Annotated in this window: 15 protein-coding genes; 4 read left to right on the top strand and 11 right to left on the bottom strand. The window is 39.8% G+C overall.

All coding sequences use genetic code 11. The annotated features are described in order from the left end of the window. Positions 1–145: 145 nt before the first annotated feature. From GVK91_RS24690 to GVK91_RS24680, 3 genes are read left to right on the top strand one after another with little or no spacing between them, the layout of a single operon-like run. Positions 146–2125 carry a hypothetical protein gene (locus GVK91_RS24690; RefSeq protein WP_159731826.1) on the top strand — a complete coding sequence of 660 codons (1980 nt, stop codon included), beginning with the start codon at positions 146–148 and terminating at the stop codon, positions 2123–2125. Then, positions 2122–4206, top strand: coding sequence for a ComEC/Rec2 family competence protein (locus GVK91_RS24685; RefSeq protein ID WP_159731824.1), 2085 nt, complete (start codon positions 2122–2124; stop codon positions 4204–4206). The genes GVK91_RS24690 and GVK91_RS24685 overlap by 4 nt, the downstream gene beginning before the upstream one ends. Further along, positions 4203–6104, top strand: a complete 1902-nt coding sequence (locus GVK91_RS24680; RefSeq protein ID WP_153846560.1) for an ATP-dependent DNA helicase RecQ — start codon at positions 4203–4205, stop codon at positions 6102–6104. Before GVK91_RS24685 ends, GVK91_RS24680 begins: the two co-directional genes overlap by 4 nt. A gap of 1 nt (position 6105) precedes the next feature. Here the strand turns inward: GVK91_RS24680 and GVK91_RS24675 are convergent, their stop codons facing one another. The 6 genes from GVK91_RS24675 to GVK91_RS24650 all read right to left on the bottom strand — a co-directional run bounded on the left by GVK91_RS24675 (position 6106) and on the right by GVK91_RS24650 (position 12749). Further along, positions 6106–6945, bottom strand: coding sequence for a sulfurtransferase (locus GVK91_RS24675; protein ID WP_159731822.1), 840 nt, complete (start codon positions 6943–6945; stop codon positions 6106–6108). 100 nt (positions 6946–7045) lie between these two features. Then, entirely contained in the window at positions 7046–8977 is a 1932-nt protein-coding gene (rpsA, locus tag GVK91_RS24670; protein WP_153846562.1) for a 30S ribosomal protein S1, read from the bottom strand. 227 nt (positions 8978–9204) lie between these two features. Beyond that, complete coding sequence (locus GVK91_RS24665) at positions 9205–10170, bottom strand: YihY/virulence factor BrkB family protein (protein WP_159731820.1); 966 nt, start codon at positions 10168–10170, stop codon at positions 9205–9207. Between the two features lies 1 nt (position 10171). Beyond that, a complete protein-coding gene (locus GVK91_RS24660) occupies positions 10172–10579 on the bottom strand; it encodes a thioesterase family protein (protein ID WP_153846564.1) in 408 nt (135 codons plus the stop codon). Next, positions 10579–11619, bottom strand: a complete 1041-nt coding sequence (gene mltG / locus GVK91_RS24655; RefSeq protein WP_159731818.1) for an endolytic transglycosylase MltG — start codon at positions 11617–11619, stop codon at positions 10579–10581. The genes GVK91_RS24660 and mltG overlap by 1 nt, the downstream gene beginning before the upstream one ends. A gap of 143 nt (positions 11620–11762) precedes the next feature. Beyond that, positions 11763–12749, bottom strand: a complete 987-nt coding sequence (locus GVK91_RS24650) for a PASTA domain-containing protein (RefSeq protein ID WP_159731816.1) — start codon at positions 12747–12749, stop codon at positions 11763–11765. A 146-nt stretch (positions 12750–12895) separates the two neighbouring features. Here GVK91_RS24650 and GVK91_RS24645 point away from each other — a divergent pair, with 146 nt between their 5' ends. After that, positions 12896–13903, top strand: coding sequence for a D-alanine--D-alanine ligase family protein (locus GVK91_RS24645; protein WP_145330310.1), 1008 nt, complete (start codon positions 12896–12898; stop codon positions 13901–13903). A gap of 116 nt (positions 13904–14019) precedes the next feature. Here the strand turns inward: GVK91_RS24645 and GVK91_RS27560 are convergent, their stop codons facing one another. The 5 genes from GVK91_RS27560 to GVK91_RS24625 all read right to left on the bottom strand — a co-directional run bounded on the left by GVK91_RS27560 (position 14020) and on the right by GVK91_RS24625 (position 17346). Further along, complete coding sequence (locus tag GVK91_RS27560) at positions 14020–14487, bottom strand: hypothetical protein (protein ID WP_235032989.1); 468 nt, start codon at positions 14485–14487, stop codon at positions 14020–14022. After that, positions 14484–15245, bottom strand: a complete 762-nt coding sequence (locus GVK91_RS27555) for a serine hydrolase (RefSeq protein WP_235032988.1) — start codon at positions 15243–15245, stop codon at positions 14484–14486. The genes GVK91_RS27560 and GVK91_RS27555 overlap by 4 nt, the downstream gene beginning before the upstream one ends. A 64-nt stretch (positions 15246–15309) precedes the next feature. Continuing rightward, positions 15310–15960, bottom strand: coding sequence for a hypothetical protein (locus tag GVK91_RS24635; protein ID WP_159731814.1), 651 nt, complete (start codon positions 15958–15960; stop codon positions 15310–15312). Positions 15961–15964: 4 nt separating this feature from the next. After that, positions 15965–16459 (bottom strand): dihydrofolate reductase, encoded by a 495-nt coding sequence (locus GVK91_RS24630; RefSeq protein WP_153846570.1) that lies wholly within the window; start codon positions 16457–16459, stop codon positions 15965–15967. 65 nt (positions 16460–16524) lie between these two features. Further along, entirely contained in the window at positions 16525–17346 is an 822-nt protein-coding gene (locus GVK91_RS24625; RefSeq protein WP_120335367.1) for a thymidylate synthase, read from the bottom strand. Between the last annotated feature and the right edge of the window lie 154 nt (positions 17347–17500).

The raw sequence follows: 17500 nt of genomic DNA, 5'->3' as shown, positions 1-17500 counted from the left end.
TATTTCCTAATTTCATACCAGTGAACCGCTTTCTGCCGGGAAAAAGGTTCATCGCCTAGCATTTAGCCAATATTAATTAAAACCTATTATGAAATATTGTAGCAAAATTTTGCTCTTTATAGGTTGTTTTATTGGACTAACCTGTATGGCGCAAACAAATGAAAAAATCGATCTCCAAGATTTATTTGAAAGCTTATCGGAAGAACTTCCTGAGGATGCTGATTTGAGCGAATTGACTGAAAAGTGGTATTATTATCTCAAACACCCCATCGATCTCAATAAGACTGATGGCAGAGAGCTCTCTGAATTACAATTTTTAAATCCTTTATTGATCGGACGCCTACTGGACCATAGGGCCATTTCAGGAGATTTTATCAACGCACTCGAATTACAGTCCATTGAAGGATTTAATGAACCGATAATCAGTTTGCTGTTACCTTTCGTAAGTGTAGGCGCCGGGTCTCCCCTTGAAACTCTGAAATCGAGAAATTTTAAACAGGAATTTATAATACGATACGCCCGGGCACTCGAAAAAGCAAAAGGCTATCGTATAATGGATACGGCGAGATCCCATTATCTCGGCGATGCGAATCGCTATGCGATAAGATATCGAGCCCAATTGAATGATGCGATTCATCTCGCGCTTAACATGGAGAAAGATGCCGGAGAACCATTTTTTAGAGACAGACAAAAAATGGGATTTGATTTCTATAGCCTAAGTATATCGATAAAGTCTTTAGGCCGTTTCAAGAATATCGTGATCGGCGATTATGCTTTGCAATTTGGCCAGGGACTCAGTATGTGGAACGGTTTGAATTTTGGAAAAGGGGGATTGGTACAGCATACTGCAAGACAAGGGATCGGTGTAAAGTCATATACGTCATTAAATGAGGCTAATTTTATGCGTGGCATTGCAGGAACATTACAGATTAGGCAGGTTGAAATTACACCTTATTTCTCCTACCAATCCATTGATGGAAAAGTTGACCGTACAACTTCTCCGCCTACGATTTCAACGATTGCAAGCTCAGGCTTGCATCGAACTGCAACCGAACAGCAATACCGTCATGCCGCATCTCAACTGGCCTATGGATTGAATCTATTGTGGCGCTATAAGCGGTTCAAAATGGGTGTTCATTTCAATCAGACGCAATTGAATGTCTTCAAAATAAAAGGGAAGGCAATACGGCAAGAAGCTGACTTTGAAGGTGATTTTTTACGAAATATAAGTCTATATGCAAACTATACAATTCGAAATGCTTATTTATTTGGCGAATATGCCAACAGCATGGATGGTGGTTCAGCACTGTTAGCAGGATCTATCATAAGTTTGCATCCACGTTTATCGTCGGTTATATTGCTTCGGGACTATAAGAAGAATTTTCATACTTTTTATGGACAGGGATTTGGTGAATCGGATAACACCTCCAACGAGCAGGGGGCTTATTTGGGACTAACGTATCAATTGGGTAGAAAATTACTCTGGTCAAATTATGCCGATATATTTCGTTTTCCGGGAGCAAAGTATCAGGCTGATACGCTATCTACAGGTGCTGATTTCTTTAGCCAGCTGAGTTACATGTGGTACAAAAAAGGCCAACTTTCGTTGCGCTATCGCAACCGATTGAAACAAGTTAACTACCAAGGAGAGGGACAAACCGAGAATGGGCTTGTGAATACCAGCAAACAGCAGTTCAGGGTAGAATTTCAATACCGCCTAAGTTCAATATGGACTATTCGCTCCCGTGTGGAAGCCAATTTATTCCAAAAAGAGTATCAGGGAAATAGTTTCGGATATATGTGTTATCAGGATATATTTTGGAAGTCTAGCGCTGGAAAATTCCAGTCGAATATACGCGTTGCGTATTTCGATGCGGCAAGTTATGATAATCGGATCTATGCTTATGAGCAGGATGTATTATATGCATCTGGTTTTGGAATGTACAATACAAGGGGATGGAGAATGTATTTAAATCTGCAGTATCGGTTAAGCCGCCATGTTCAGGTATGGGCCAAATATGCGATCTATTACTATCCCGAAAGGGGGAGTATTGGGACTGGACTGGATCAAATTGAGGGCAATAAAAAATCGGAGGTTAAGGTGCAGTTGAGGTGGCAGTTATGAAAAAGTTGAGTTTTCTGCAAAGATTGGAGCGACTTCCTACGCTGAAGCTTGCTGTTCCATATCTTGTGACGCTTCTTCTGGCACCTGGATTGCCGATGTCGCTCTATATTTTCCAATGCGTTCAACAGTTATTGGTTGTGCTGGTTTTGATAACGTTTTGTTGTTATTTATTAAAGGGAAGAATTCGCCGATATGGCTATAGCTACGGGTATTATGTGTCTGTTGTATTATTTGGAATTTTCCAATTTTGGCGCGAGGACCCTTTGGTTACAATCAGTCATTTTTCCCATATAATGACGGATAGTTATGTAGTCAAAATTATTGAAGAGCCAAAAATGAAGCGGGATATCATTCGTTTTTCGGCAGAAGTAGTAGGAGCTTACCAAAAAGGTGAATTTGTTGAAACTACAGGTAGACTAATGTTATCGCTAAAATCTAGCCAGAAGAATTCACTGCAGTTTGGTGATCTATTGTGGTTAAAAGGTCAAGTAAAGGAAATAGCTCCGCCATTCAATCCAATGGAATTTGACTACAGACAGTATTTGAAAAGACAGCATATCTATCATGAAATTTTCGCAGTCTTTGGTCGGTATAAGCTGATCAACAGGAAAGAAACAACGGCTTTTTCATTAACTGGGCTCGCTTTACAAACGAGGAGATATTTTTTGGTTAAGCTTCGTCCCCATATCAAAAGGGATGAGCACTTTGCTATTGCGTCAGCTTTATTATATGGTTCTCGGAGCGATATCAGTGCCGAAAGCATCCAGGTGTTCACCAATACAGGAACGATACATGTGTTAAGTGTATCGGGAATGCATGTTGCTGTTTTATTCGGTTTTTTATCTCTTATTTTCAAGCGAATTGCCTGGCCTTCCTATCTCAGATGGCTGCCACTAATTTTGTTATGGAGTATGATCTGGATATATGCTTTTATTGCAGGACTTGATCCGCCCATTACGCGGGCAGCTATTATGATTAGTTTTGTGCTGTGTGCACAGCATTTTAAACGAAGCTTTTCAACACTGAATTCGCTTATTATTGCCGCATTATTGATTTTGCTGGTCGTTCCCCGGGCTGTTGTTGATGTGGGTTTTCAGCTGTCCTTTCTCGCCGTTTTGGGTATGACGATATGTTCGCCGCTTGTCGAGGGATTCCTTCCGGTCAAAAGACCAATATTACGACTTTTGAGAGATGCATTGGCTGTTTCTATTGCTGCGCAGATACTGACAACGCCACTGAGCCTTTACTATTTTGGTCAATTCCCAACTTATTTTCTGATAGCCAATGTATTAGTCGATTTGCCTTCAACCTTAGTGATGTACCTTGGTTTTATCATGACAATCAATCCAATGCAGGGGCTTAACGATTTATTGGGTTTCCTTTTGGAGCATCTCATTGCTTTCATCTTATACTGTTTGAAATTTATTGACCATTTGGCTTTTTCAACAATAAAAGTTGAACCTATGGGGCTGGAGCTTCTATTTTTGACCTATTTTGCACTATTTTCTTTTTTATATGCTTTTCAATGGAAAGATAAAAAATACGTTTGGTTAGGGGGATGCTGTACAATTGGAATACTATTGATCACTGCGCAAAAATGCTTAGAAAATAAAGATGTAGAACGGTTTCGGGTCTATAATACGAAGCATGAGTTGACGATCGGGTATTTCAAAGGTGGGCGCGGTATCGTTTACAGTACATTTGATTCTTTGCAAGCCTCAGGCTTGCAATATTCATGTGGAAGAGAAATCCAATTATTGACGAGTGAAAAAGTTCAGTTTGTAGCTTTGAATGGTCGGGAGCGGAAAAACTATCTTGTTACGCTCCCCTTGGGTAATATCGCTATTCTGTGCCATGCCGTTGAAACTATGCCACAAGCTGACCTCGTTATTGTCAGGAAAAATTTACTAAATGGTTTACCCCATTTATTGAAGCAAATTAGACCAAAACTTGTTATACTGGATGGATCCAATTCGATGGAGAAATCCAGGCATATACAACGTATGTTAGATAGTTTGGGGATACAGAATTATCTCATGAAGGATAATTTTGCGTATGTTTGGGATAAGGAGAACTTATGACGCAAGATAGTATATCAATCTTAAGGCAATACTGGGGATTCGATTCATTTAGACCCCTGCAGGAAGAAATTATTCAATCGGTCATTTCAGGTAAAGATACACTGGCTTTATTGCCGACTGGCGGTGGAAAGTCGATTTGTTTTCAAGTACCTGCCTTGATGCGAGAAGGGATTTGTATTGTCGTTACACCGCTTATAGCATTGATGAAAGATCAGGTTGAGCATTTGAAAAAAAATGGAATTCAAGCGGTCGCAATTTATGCTGGAATGCGGAAGAGGGAGGTGGATATTACATTGGATAATTGCGTCTATGGGCAAATAAAATTTCTCTATCTTTCTCCCGAAAGATTGTACAATGATATAGTAAGGGAGCGCATACGATTTATGAATGTAAATCTGTTTGCCATAGACGAAGCGCATTGTATTTCTCAATGGGGATATGATTTTAGACCGCCCTATTTAGAACTCGCTAAGTTACGGGAACTGCATCCCAAGGTTCCTTTTCTGGCTCTTACAGCGACCGCAACTGAGCGTGTCATCAGCGATATACAACAGAAACTGAATTTTCCGAAAGAAAATGTATTTGTCAAAAGCTTTCTCCGCGACAATTTGGCTTATATGGCCATTGAAGAAGAGGATAAGATGGGGCGCATGGTACGGATTATACATAAGTTGGGTGGATCCGGTATTGTCTATGTCAGAAATCGGCGAGAAACGCAGGAGATAGCCCGTATTTTGGTCAATAACGGCATTTCAGCAGATTATTATCATGCTGGGCTTTCGGGGCAGGAACGGGATCAGAAACAGCAGGGATGGATGACAAATGTTGTTCGCGTTATTGTAGCTACAAATGCGTTTGGGATGGGAATTGATAAACCCGATGTACGGTTTGTGATTCATCTCGATTTGCCCGATTCGCTGGAGGCCTATTATCAAGAAGCCGGTAGGGCAGGAAGAGATGGCAAGAAGGCCTATCCCGTTATTCTTTATCAAAAGGCAGATGAGCAGAAGCTTGTCGATAATTTGCAAGCTAGCTTTCCTGATATTCCATTTATTCAACAGACCTATCATTACCTTTGTAATCATTTTCAGATTCCCTATGGTTCTGGAGAAGGAGTGACTGTAGATTTTGATGTTGTTGCATTTGCCAAAAAATATCAACTGCCATTGGTTCCTGTTATGAATGCGCTGAAGTTTCTGGAGCGCGACACTTGGTTGGTTTTGTCAGAAGCTGTCACAATACCCTCACGCTTTAAGTTTGAAATTGATAGCGCCGAATTGTATAAAGTTCAGGTGCAGTATGTAAAATATGATAAGCTCATTAAAGCTATTTTGCGCAGCTATGGAGGTGTATTTGAAAACTATATCCTCATCAATGAATATGAATTTGCACGTAAGTTAGGGCTGCCTTATGATCGTGTCGTCGAGCTGTTGAAATCGTTGGAGACATTGGAAATAGCGAGCTATCTGCCTTCTACAGATGCGCCACAACTGACCTTTTTGCAGAACCGCGTCGATTACAAACACCTGCATATCGATCATATTTTTATTCGTGATCGACATCAGGTGAAGGAAGAGGAAGTCAATGGCATGATCGGTTATATTGAACATAGCAATTGCCGTAGTCAGTCGCTGTTGTTATATTTTGGAGAGAAAAATGCGGGGTTCTGTGAAGTATGCGATTTATGTCTGATCCGCAATCATCAGGAAAAGCAGCGGGCAAATATAAAAGCAGAAATCAAAAACAGTTTGCTTGCTGGAGCAAAAAATATTCATGATTTGGTGGCAAGTTTGACGATAGGTACAGAAAAGAAAAGAATAGAGATTATCCGTGATCTCCTAGATGCCGAAAAAATTCGCTTGGAGGATAATCTCTATTCTTGGAATACCTTGTTTTAAACTATTTTTCGATGGGTAGATTGAGCTCCTCACGGCCCCATTCCGACCAAGAACCATCGTATACACGGATTTGCTCGTGACCAGCAAGATGACAAGCAAATGCTAAGATTGAGGCCGTGATACCCGATCCACAGGAGAATACATATTCATTTCCGGTCGCATTAAAATGATCAAATTGCTGTTTCAATTCATCAACGGGTTTATAAACGATTCCGTCAAATAATTCTTCGAAAGGGAAATTTTTGGAGTGGGGAATATGCCCACCATGAAGGCCTTTCCGGGGTTCAGCTACTAAACCACTAAATCGACCTTTACTTCTGGCGTCAAAAATATTCACTTGAGCATCCCGATAATGTGTTAAGATATACTCTTTATCGGCATACAGGTTTGCTTGAAATTGGGCTTTAAAGTTACTGGGTCTTGCAGTGGTTGTATACTGGTCTACGAGTGGCAGTTTGTTATTTTTCCAAGCGGGAACACCGCCATTTAGAATAAAGACCTGTTCAAATCCCATGACCTTAAACATCCACCATGCCCTTGGGCTTGAATAAACGCCCCATCTGTCATATAAGACGACCGTACTATCCTGATTAATTCCCAGGCTTTGCATTTCGTGTTCGAATACTTCTGCCGACACGAGGGTATGCGGTAATTTAGAAGTTGGATCCGATAGCTTTCCTTCGATGTCAAAAAATTGAGAATGGGGAAGTATTTCGAGCTTGGTATCCTTGATGGATTGGCCTACTTTGTCGATCGTACAATCGAGAAGGACAATGTCTGTATGCTGTCCCAATAATTCCTGAAGTTCGGTGGGGTTAATTAAGGCTGATTTGAATGACATAACAATAACGTTTATTGATACAAAATTACAAAAGCATCCCTATAAAAACAAAGCGGCTGTCCTTTTGGAACAGCCGCTTTTTATGGATTGAAATTGCTAATTACTTAGCGTTTTTATCATTTTCCATTTGCTCTTTCAATTGAGCTAACACGTCTAAGTCGCCTAAAGTAGATTTTTCAACAGAATCTTTTACTTTTTTAACAGCTGAAGATTCAGCTTTAGCGTCTTTTTTACGGTTGTTAGACTCTTCTTTGCGAGCTTCTTCTTTCTCTTCTTCCCAGATACGAGAGTGAGAAATTACCAAACGTTTGTTCTCTTTGTTGAACTCGATGATTTTGAATGAAGTAACTTCATCAACTTTCAATGAAGAACCGTCTTCTTTAACAGAGTGTTTAGAAGGACAGAAACCTTCAACACCGTATTGTAAAGCTACGATATCACCTTTGTCACCAACTTTGATCACAGTACCTTCGTGGATAGAACCTTCAGTAAAGATCGTTTCGAAAGTATCCCAAGGGTTTTCTTCCAATTGTTTGTGACCTAAAGATAATTTACGGTTTTCTTCATCTAATTCTAAAACAACTACATCTAATGTTTCACCAACTTTAGTGAATTCGTTAGGGTGGTTGATTTTTTTAGACCAAGATAAATCAGAGATGTGGATCAAACCATCGATACCTTCTTCTAACTCAACAAATACACCGAAGTTAGTCATGTTTTTAACAACAGCTGTTTGTTTAGAACCTACAGGGTAACGCTCAGTGATATTTTTCCAAGGATCTGGAGTCAATTGTTTGATACCTAAGCTCATTTTACGCTCATCGCGGTCTAGCGTTAAGATTTGTGCTTCGATCTCATCACCAACTTTCAAGAACTCTTGTGGAGAACGTAAGTTTTGTGACCAAGACATTTCAGAAACGTGGATCAAACCTTCAACACCAGGGATGATTTCTAAGAAAGCACCGTAATCAGCAACTGTTACGATTTTACCTTTAACTTTAGAACCAATTTCTAATGCAGTATCTAAAGATTCCCAAGGATGCTCAGATAATTGTTTCAAGCCTAAAGCGATACGTTTTTTCTCATCATCAAAGTCTAATACAACAACGTTGATTGTTTGATCTAGCGATAAAACTTCTTTTGGATGCTCGATACGACCCCAAGAGATGTCTGTGATATGCAATAAACCGTCAACACCACCTAAGTCGATGAACACACCGAAGTCAGTGATATTTTTAACTGTTCCTTCTAATACTTGACCTTTTTCTAATTTAGCAACGATTTCAGATTTTTGGTTTTCTAAGTCGTTTTCAATTAATACTTTGTGTGATACGACAACGTTTTTGAATTCGTGGTTGATTTTCACAACTTTGAATTCCATTGTTTTACCTACGTATATATCGTAGTCACGGATAGGTTTGATATCGATTTGAGATCCAGGTAAGAATGCTTCAACACCTTTGATATCAACGATAAGACCACCTTTAGTACGGCTCTTAACGAAACCAGTAATGATTGCATCATTTTCCAATGCCTCATTGATAGCTTCCCAAGATTTTTGAGTTTTAGCACGTTTGCGAGAAAGTACTAATTGACCGTTAGCATCTTCTTGAGATTCAACGAATACGTCAACTTTGTCACCAACTTTTAATTCTGGTAAGTCACGGAATTCTGATAAAGAAACTAAACCGTCAGATTTGAAACCAACATTTAAGACTACGTCTTTGTTGTTGATAGAAACTACAGTACCTTCAATAATTTCACCTTGGTTAACTTGGTTGAAAGTATCTGCGTATTGTGCTTCAAGTTTAGCGCGTTCAGCTTCGCTATAATTTCCGAAACCTTTATCATTTGCATCCCAGTCAAATTCACCTTCTGGTGTGATCCAAGTGTTTGATTTGATTTCATCGATTAAGTTTGAATCAGCTTCTGATTCAATTTTTTCAGTGTCTTTCACTACTTTAGTGTCAGCACCTTGTAGCTCTGCGTTTTTCGCTGCTAATTCTTTTTCTGCTTCTTGTTTTTTTGCCATTAATTAATTTTCTCCTTTTTCCTACTTTGTAGGAGTTGCAAAGGTACAAAAAAACTTTAAATGCAAAATTTTATTTTTCTTATTTTATTGAAAGACTTTCAGTTATAGGGCACTTTTTAAATGCCAATCTTACAACGGATGGTATTTGAATTGTACTATTGCTAATTCTCGACTTTATTTGTGGAAATCCTTTTCCGATAAAATAGATTTTAAGAGGCTTAAAACGACTAGTCTTCTCTCTTAAAAGAGTTGAAAATGCGTGGCTTGGCAATAACAATGGTTTGTTTAGACAGCGCTATTGCCGCATTCAGTTCATAACCCAATAATAAAATAAGCGTATTCAAGTAAATCCAGAGCATGATAACGATTAATGTCCCGATGGATCCGTACAATTTGTTATATGCGCCGAAATGATTGATATAAAATGTAAATATTGAAAACGTCAATATCGCTAGAATGGTAGCCATAGATGCTCCGGGACTAAAGAGTTTCCATTTATTGGAGGTAGAAGGGCCAAATTTATAAATACAGCTTACCGTGAAAAAGTAAATAGCGAATATAATCAACCATCGGGCGATTTTAAGTAGAATAGCCCAGAAGCTGGATTTAATACCTGTCGTTTCCTTGAGGTAGTCTATCGTAACACCGGCGATGGTGAATATCGTCATTCCCACGGTTAACGCAAAAATAATCAGGATAGCCAAAGCTAAAGCAAGCAATCGCTTTCTGATCCACGGTCTTCTTTCCGTCATCAATGAAGCCTTATTGAACGCATTCATGAGGGAGGCCATACCATTGGTCGCGAAATAGGCCGCAAACACAAAACCGAAGGATAGCAACCCGCCATTTTGATTCTTGATAATATCCTCCAAAGTCGTTTCAACAACGAGAAATGCATTTTTAGGAATAACTACGGCAAGGAAATCCAACAACTGTTCCTGAAAATTATTAATCGGAATATAAGGGATTAATGTAAATAGAAAAATGATTCCCGGAAAAATGGCCAATAGAAAGCTATAGGAGAGGGAAGAAGCCTTGCTGGCTATGGAATCTCTGGAAAGCTCCTGAAAAAAAAATACGGCCACAGTGTAAAGTGGTAGTGAGCCAAAGCCAGGTAGTACGACGCGTTTACTCCATTCGATTAATCTAAAATAAGGTTCAAAATTTAATAGCCATTGGTGGATTTTCCCCATATCAATTAAAATATTTACTCATCTTATCCAGGAAAACCTGTGGCGGCATACAAGGCCTATTTTTCTCCATATTGACAAAGACCAATGTTGTTTCTCCCTGGTTGAGTAGTTCCCCACTCTCATTGAAAAGCTCATATTCGAAAATGATGCGAACGGCGGGTTTCTGACGAATTGTTACACGTATTGTGATCAAGTCATCATATTTGCCTGGTTTCAGATATTTCGTTTTCATCTCCGCAACGGGGAGCATGACCCCCATTTCTTCCAGTTCCCGGTAGGATATCCCTGTGCTCCGCAACATTTCAGTTCTCGCTATTTCATAAAACGCAGCATAGTTTCCATAATAGACATAGCCCATTTGGTCTGTTTCTGCATAGCGGACGCGAATCTGATGGTCAAATACAAACATTATTTTTTAATATTTCTAGCGTCCAGAGCCTGTTGAAATTTACGTGCATTGATTAAATGCTCAGCTTCTGTTTTTGCAAAATTATGGTAACCCGAAAAATCATCTTTGGCACACATGTAGATATAATCATGTTGCTTAAAGTTTAAGACTGCATCAATTGCAGCGATACTTGGAATTGATATAGGGCCTGGAGGCAATCCTCTATAGATGTAAGTATTGTAAGGATTGTCTGTTCTGAGGTGCTTATTCAATACCCTTCTAATTGTAAAGTCATTATTAGCAAAGATCACCGTAGGATCTGCTTGCAATAACATCCCTTTTTTGAGACGATTTAAATATAAGCCGGCTATCATGGGCATTTCATCCTGGTGTAAGGCTTCACCTTTCACAATCGATGCCAATGTGCTAACCTGTTGTGGTGTCAGATTAAGCGCTTTTGCTTTTGCCGTACGATCCGCATTCCAAAACTTTTTCCACTCATCATCAAAACGAGCGATTACCTTTTCAGGATCCGTATTCCAGTAGATTTCGTAGGTATTAGGGATGAACATAGAAATCAGATTTTCTTTTGTAAATCCATACTTCTGTGCGGTAGCCTCATCATTCAATACAGCGATAAATTGTGCAGAATCTGCCTCGAAACTTTTTCCAAGGAGTGCGGCCATATGCTCTTTCAGTCGCACATTGGAAAATCTGAATTTTACCGGTTCTTGGTAGCCACCAATCAAATTGCCGACTAAGCGTCTATTGTTCATTCCTGGGGTTAACAGATAACGTCCGGGTTTTACGCTTTCTTCATATTTTTTATATTGGGCTGCACGCTCAAAGGAAGCGATATCATCCACGAGATTTGAATCCTTGATTGATTTCAATACATCTTCATATTTTTCACCCTCGTGTATGTACAGGTACTTTTTCTCTCCCGATACATTCGAAGCATAAAATGCTTTATAAAATGTCCAGGCAAAATAACCTCCAACAACGATAACGATTAGCGCAATGATTTTTAACCAACTTGGTATTCCTTTTTTATTTTCCATTCTAAAATTTTTTATTCATCTGTTGTTCGCTATTCATGGCGTTTATATAGCCCTTAGCAGTCAATGGTTGATGAATCTGCCAAGAACTCTAATCCATTATTATGGAGATCATTCAATGCAGCTTCATTTTTAAGTCAGTGGGCTTAAAAGCCTAGACTATTCCCTTTATTTTCTTTTTCCTTTTTTTGCCCTGCTGCAGGATTTGTCGTTGTCGTTTTAGCTGCAGGGCTATTTGTTGTGTTACTTTTTGCTGGAGCAACAGGCTTTGACTGAACCGGAGGTTTTGCCGCAGGCGGAGTAACCTGTGTTTGGTTTGCCTGTGGTTTAGGTGTTGTCGTACCACCAATTGGAGCTCCTGTAGTTGTTGTTGGTGCTGTGAGTGAAAGTGTTACGTCAATTTTAGCGCCTAAACTGGTCAGGCCCTTTTCTATTCCTGGTGATTGCACACTGATTACTGCAGTGGCTGTATCCGTTACGCTTGGATCATAGGTTACAGTACCTAGACCTAAGCCAGCTCCAGACAAGGCGAACTTTGCTTCGTTTAATGGAAGCCCAACTAAATTAGGTATCTCCACTTCATTTGCTCCCAGTCCATTTCCCAAAACTAGATCTATACGTGAACCTTTAGGAATCATGCGTCCGTTGCGGATAGATTGTCCCGCAAATTGAGCATCCAATACGATATCCCTGGCGATGTCTGCGACATAAGAAGTGTCACCGATTCGAAGGTTATGGTTTTTCAAGATGGCTGTTGCTTCGATCAATGTTTTATCTTTTATATTCGGAAAAGCAACTTCAGGTGCAACCTGTGTGATAATGGTCAAATAAATAGTCCGACCCGATTTTACATGAAATCCTTGTTCGGGATCCTGCTCTATGACCATGCCAGGTTTGGCATCCATCTGATAGACGGAGTCAATTTGATATTCCAGCCCGGCGTCCTCCAAAGCTTGGATGGCAGCACTGATATGAAGGCCTTTCACTTTAGGAACGGCGATAGATTCATCATGTTTGGTATATATTTTCAGTCCAATATAAACGAAAAGGAATAGACATACTATCGCAATAAGAGCGGCAATAAGATTTTTCCTAAAAGTGGGGGTCTGAAGATATTGTACGACTTTGGACATTTCTCTGTTTGATAAAAATTAATTCTGCATAGAACCGCAATATTAAAGCCAAGTTTGCAGAATGATTAAATAAAATTATTCCTCACAAAATTATTCGTTTTTCCGTGTATAGCAAATTATATTTGCTATTCGAATCGCTAAAATTTATGAAAGCAAAAATAGCATTAATAACTGGAGGTTATACAGGAGAAGCTGAAGTTTCTTTTAAAAGTTCTGCCTTCGTCAATTCTCAACTTGATCACGACAAATACGATATATATTTGATTACAGTGACCAAAGAAGCATGGTACTATGAAGATTTAGACGGAAAGCGTCATCCGATTTCAAAAGCTGATTTTACCCTTCCATTGCATGGGGATATCTTGACTTTTGACTTAGCTTTTATTATGGTGCATGGTGTGCCTGGAGAAGATGGAAGACTTCAGAGCTATTTTGATTTATTAGATATTCCATATACCTCATGTGATGCTTTGACGTCCGCATTAACTATGAATAAAGGGTATACAAAAGCGATCTTATCGGATATTCCCGAGTTGCATTTGGCAAAATCGGTCCTACTGTTTGAATCGCAACGCCCGGAGGCACTCAAAATCGTTGAAAGTAATCTTTCACTCCCTTATTTTGTGAAACCTAATGCCGGTGGAAGTAGTATCGGAATGACCAAAGTAAAGGAATCGGCACAACTGCAGGAAGCGATTGACAAAGCTTTTGATGCGGAAAATACAGGAAAACAGGTTATTGTTGAAGAATTTGTGACTGGACGAGAATTTTCCGAGGGAATTTTTCGGAATTCAAAAGGTGAGCTTGTTGTTTTGCCTGCCACAGAAGTTCGGACTACACGCGAATTTTTTGATTATGAAGCCAAGTATGTACCTGGATTGACCGAGGAGATTACGCCGGCAGACCTGACGGTCGAACAGCAGGAGCGTGCTGCGCGTATTTTAAGAGAAATCTATGTTAGATTGAACTGTAAAGGTATGGTTCGCGTGGACTTCTTTTTGGAAAACGATACCGATAAATTTTATTTTATCGAAATTAATACCATTCCCGGGCAGACTCCACAAAGTTTTATTCCGCAGCAGGTACGGGCTTTTGGAATGAAGGAGGGCGATTTTTACGGCGAGTTGATCGAAACAGCCTTACAATCGAAATAGTTCTATTTCAAAAATACCGTGAAGCAAGCAGCCTTCTACCCAAAGTGGATAAAAATATGCCGCAATAGCGACACACAAAAACGGCTTTCATACATTGAAAGCCGTTTTTGTGTGTTTTATTTTCTGAAATCAAATTTGGATAGATCGGGTTTGAACTTTTTAACCCTTTTCAGTTCCTCCTGATAAATTACCTGCCCGATATTCTTTAAAAAGGGGTAGGTTACTGTGTCGTATTCATAGCGTCCATCGTTGTAGATGCCATTTTCATTGGACTGCACAACAACGGCGAGCATAAATTCTACCCCATGTTCAAAGTCGACGATATAAGCATTATCAATATTATAGCCATAAGAATCTCCATACTTGTTGAAGATCCGGATGTTGGGATTTAAGGTCGCATTTTTTTCACGGCCATAGAAAAGGAGCTTGCTATACGTTGGCCAAAATTCTGTTGGATCATATTTCGGGAAATCCGATTCAAAGGGATAGCGCGACATATAGTCATAGAGTAGGTCATAATCCTCCTTTTTTAGATTAAATCGTTCTTTAGGCTGAAATGCTTCCGGAAATAGTAATTTCTTCAATATGAACTGTTGATCTTCATGAACTGTTGATCTTCGAGTGCGTAGACATTAAGCCCCTCAAAACTCCAGGGCTCATGAATAAGTTCATCTTTATCGTTCATGTAACCTTTCCCCTGAAGAGTATTGGCCAGCTTCATCGTGTAGTCTTTTGGGTCGAATTGGGCCGCTTGTTGGTAGATGACATCTTTTCCATTGTAAAAGGTAATGGGATTGGTGTGTTTGGCCCATATTCCTTTGTCGCCAATGGCAAGACGGTTGACGATACGGCTGTATTTGGTGCCGTGTTTTTTTAGTTTCGCATTCAGTTCGGCACGGCCAATAAATTCAAACAGTCTATTTTGTGCATCATTGTCGCTGGTCAATAGTATTTTTTTTACGTATTGTGCAACAGAGGGAAGACCATTGGCTGCCGACTCGTCCACAAGAACCTTAGTCTGCTTTTCAAATGCAGAATCAATGCGGAGGGGAGTGTCTTTGGTTAAATCGGCAAGATGGAGGTCGTTGATTTTTTCTAAGGCCAAAATTGCTGTCGGCAACTTCACGGTACTTGCGGGATAAAAATACCAGTTCGGATTCAGGCGATAGCTATAGGACCTGAAATGTGGCCTATTGGATTTGTCACGATCAATTTGCGTATACAGAATCTGCACCTCATTTTTCGTCGGATGACTTAATATTTTCTGAAATAGATCAGGATGACTTTGGAGTAATTTTTCCAGGTAAACAGTATCTATCTGCTGAGCGTATGCGTCTGACATGAATAGGGTGAAAATTAAGATGAAGTATTTGTGCATGTGCTTTAAATCAAAGTGCCGTGCCTGTTTAGTCTTGTCGATTAAGCTCTTCTATAGCTTTTAATAATTTGTTTTTTGAAAGGAGTTTTTTTGCTTTTTCATTTCCCTCTACATAAGGCTCCAAGGTTTCTTTTTTCAGTGGTAAAATTTCCTTCGCCTTTTCCATCTTGAAATGCGATATGGCAGGCTGATTGATATCAGCGGTCATGCTATAGCGGCGGATTCGCTTTTCATGACTGACAGTGTCGACCAAAAATAACCAGCAGCTATCCTGTGGAATGCCTTTTATTTTCTTGTTCCAATAATCTATCCGATAGATTTCTTTCGTCTGATCGGGCGTTACTGTATATTTCTTGCCTTTTTCCCGCCAGGATATTTCACTGGGTGCTGTTGCGGTTCTCAATTTTATTTTTGTTTTTGCAACAACAGTGCTGTCATTTTTCAAAACAATATAAAATTTATACCTACTGCTTATCGGTTCGCTATTGAAAGAATAGAGTGGAGGGGTATACAACCCTGGTAAAGTAATGTTCCCGCCAGGAGTTCGTATTGTGGTGGGCGGGCGAAATTGTGCGAGAGCTTGGGTCGAGGTACCCAGTAGAAAAAAACTGAAATTTAATGTCAATAGGATCATGGAGCTTTTTGCCCCATGATATTGCGTTTTGATATTCGTAAACATGGAATTATTTTCTCGAATAAACTTCAAAGGTATAAGCAAATGCATGTTTCTCATCTGCCTGATGCGAATCTGAGGAAATTAATTCCCATTCTTCGGAAGGTAATTCAGGGAAGAAAGCATCTCCTTTTAGGGTTGTATGTACCCGTGTCAAAAGCACTTTGTTTGCCAAGGGTAGTGCTTGCTGATAAATGTTTGCGCCACCAATGATAAACACTTCACGTTCATCCCGGCAATATAAAAGTGCCTCTTGAATACTATTGGCTACATCAATATCTTCTCCCTGGAAATTCGCATTACGCGTGATGACAATATTCCTTCTGTCCGGTAAAGCTTTGCCTATGGCCTCAAAAGTCTTTCTGCCCATTAGGACAGAATGCGCAATGGTATTTCTCTTAAAATATTTAAAGTCGTTGGGTAAATGCCAAGGCATCTGGTTGTCGATTCCGATGGCATTGTTTTCCGACGCAGCTACGATTAATGTGATCGTTGGGTTGCTCATTTTTGATATAATGTGATTATTCGTCCGCTAAAATAATGTTGTTACAAAATTAGGTGCCTTCATTGTTAAACGGCAACCGGAGCTTTGATATGTGGATGTGATTCGTAGTTTAACAATTCAAAATCTTCAAACTTGAACTCAAAGATATCTTTTACTTCAGGGTTTATTTTCATCTGTGGTAGCGCTTTTGGCTCGCGGCTCAATTGGAGCTCCGTTTGCTCGAAGTGATTACTGTAGATGTGTGCATCGCCCAGAGTATGGATAAACTCTGCGGCTTCCATGTCGCAAACCTGTGCGACCATCATCGTTAACAAAGCATAAGAGGCAATGTTGAAAGGTACGCCAAGGAATATATCCGCACTGCGTTGATACAGTTGACAGGACAATTGTGGTTTCATGATGCCTTTTTCGGGCTGTGCTGGCGCCACATAAAATTGGAAAAAAGCATGGCAAGGAGGGAGTGCCATATGCTCTATTTCGGCAACATTCCATGCCGATACAATAATGCGGCGTGAATCCGGTGAATTTTTTAGCTGGTTGATTACCTGTGTGATCTGGTCGATATGGCGGCCATCAGGTGTTGGCCAGGAGCGCCATTGTGATCCGTATACAGGGCCTAAATTCCCTTGTTCGTCAGCCCACTCGTCCCAAATGCTTACGCCATTTTCTTTAAGATACTGAATATTGGTTTCACCTTTAAGGAACCAGATCAGCTCATGAATAATGGATCGCAAGTGTAATTTCTTCGTCGTTACCAAAGGGAAACCTTCCTGAAGGTTGAAACGCATCTGATATCCAAAGACACTTTTGGTACCCGTGCCAGTACGATCTGTCTTTACAACACCATTCGTATATACATGTCTGAGTAAATCTAAATATTGTTTCATCTGTAAAAAAGTAATTATTAAATACTAAATATCAATGCTATAATCGAACTGGATAGGGACGAATAGCGCTATTTTATGTGTCTGATTCTCAATCGGGGAATATTTGAATACATCATGTTCGGACTAATTTCGTTTGCCTGTAATAAGCCGCCGG

The organism is Sphingobacterium sp. 18053 (genome assembly GCF_902706145.1).
GTDB classification, from domain to species: domain Bacteria; phylum Bacteroidota; class Bacteroidia; order Sphingobacteriales; family Sphingobacteriaceae; genus Sphingobacterium; species Sphingobacterium paramultivorum.
Note: the sequence above shows the minus strand (reverse complement) of the source record. Positions and strands in the feature narration are given on the sequence as shown.

Bases quoted from the DNA above. Each gene is read 5' to 3' on its own strand.
- rpsA (WP_153846562.1), bottom strand. From the start codon at position 8,977: ATGGCAAAAAAACAAGAAGCAGAAAAAGAATTAGCAGCGAAAAACGCA.
- GVK91_RS24625 (WP_120335367.1), bottom strand. From the start codon at position 17,346: ATGAAACAATATTTAGATTTACTCAGACATGTATATACGAATGGTGTT.
- mltG (WP_159731818.1), bottom strand. From the start codon at position 11,619: ATGGAAAATAAAAAAGGAATACCAAGTTGGTTAAAAATCATTGCGCTA.
- GVK91_RS24660 (WP_153846564.1), bottom strand. From the start codon at position 10,579: ATGTTTGTATTTGACCATCAGATTCGCGTCCGCTATGCAGAAACAGAC.
- GVK91_RS24675 (WP_159731822.1), bottom strand. From the start codon at position 6,945: ATGTCATTCAAATCAGCCTTAATTAACCCCACCGAACTTCAGGAATTA.
- GVK91_RS24645 (WP_145330310.1), top strand. From the start codon at position 12,896: ATGAAAGCAAAAATAGCATTAATAACTGGAGGTTATACAGGAGAAGCT.
- GVK91_RS24680 (WP_153846560.1), top strand. From the start codon at position 4,203: ATGACGCAAGATAGTATATCAATCTTAAGGCAATACTGGGGATTCGAT.
- GVK91_RS24665 (WP_159731820.1), bottom strand. From the start codon at position 10,170: ATGGGGAAAATCCACCAATGGCTATTAAATTTTGAACCTTATTTTAGA.
- GVK91_RS27555 (WP_235032988.1), bottom strand. From the start codon at position 15,245: ATGTCAGACGCATACGCTCAGCAGATAGATACTGTTTACCTGGAAAAA.
- GVK91_RS24635 (WP_159731814.1), bottom strand. From the start codon at position 15,960: ATGTTTACGAATATCAAAACGCAATATCATGGGGCAAAAAGCTCCATG.
- GVK91_RS24630 (WP_153846570.1), bottom strand. From the start codon at position 16,459: ATGAGCAACCCAACGATCACATTAATCGTAGCTGCGTCGGAAAACAAT.
- GVK91_RS24690 (WP_159731826.1), top strand. From the start codon at position 146: ATGGCGCAAACAAATGAAAAAATCGATCTCCAAGATTTATTTGAAAGC.
- GVK91_RS24685 (WP_159731824.1), top strand. From the start codon at position 2,122: ATGAAAAAGTTGAGTTTTCTGCAAAGATTGGAGCGACTTCCTACGCTG.
- GVK91_RS24650 (WP_159731816.1), bottom strand. From the start codon at position 12,749: ATGTCCAAAGTCGTACAATATCTTCAGACCCCCACTTTTAGGAAAAAT.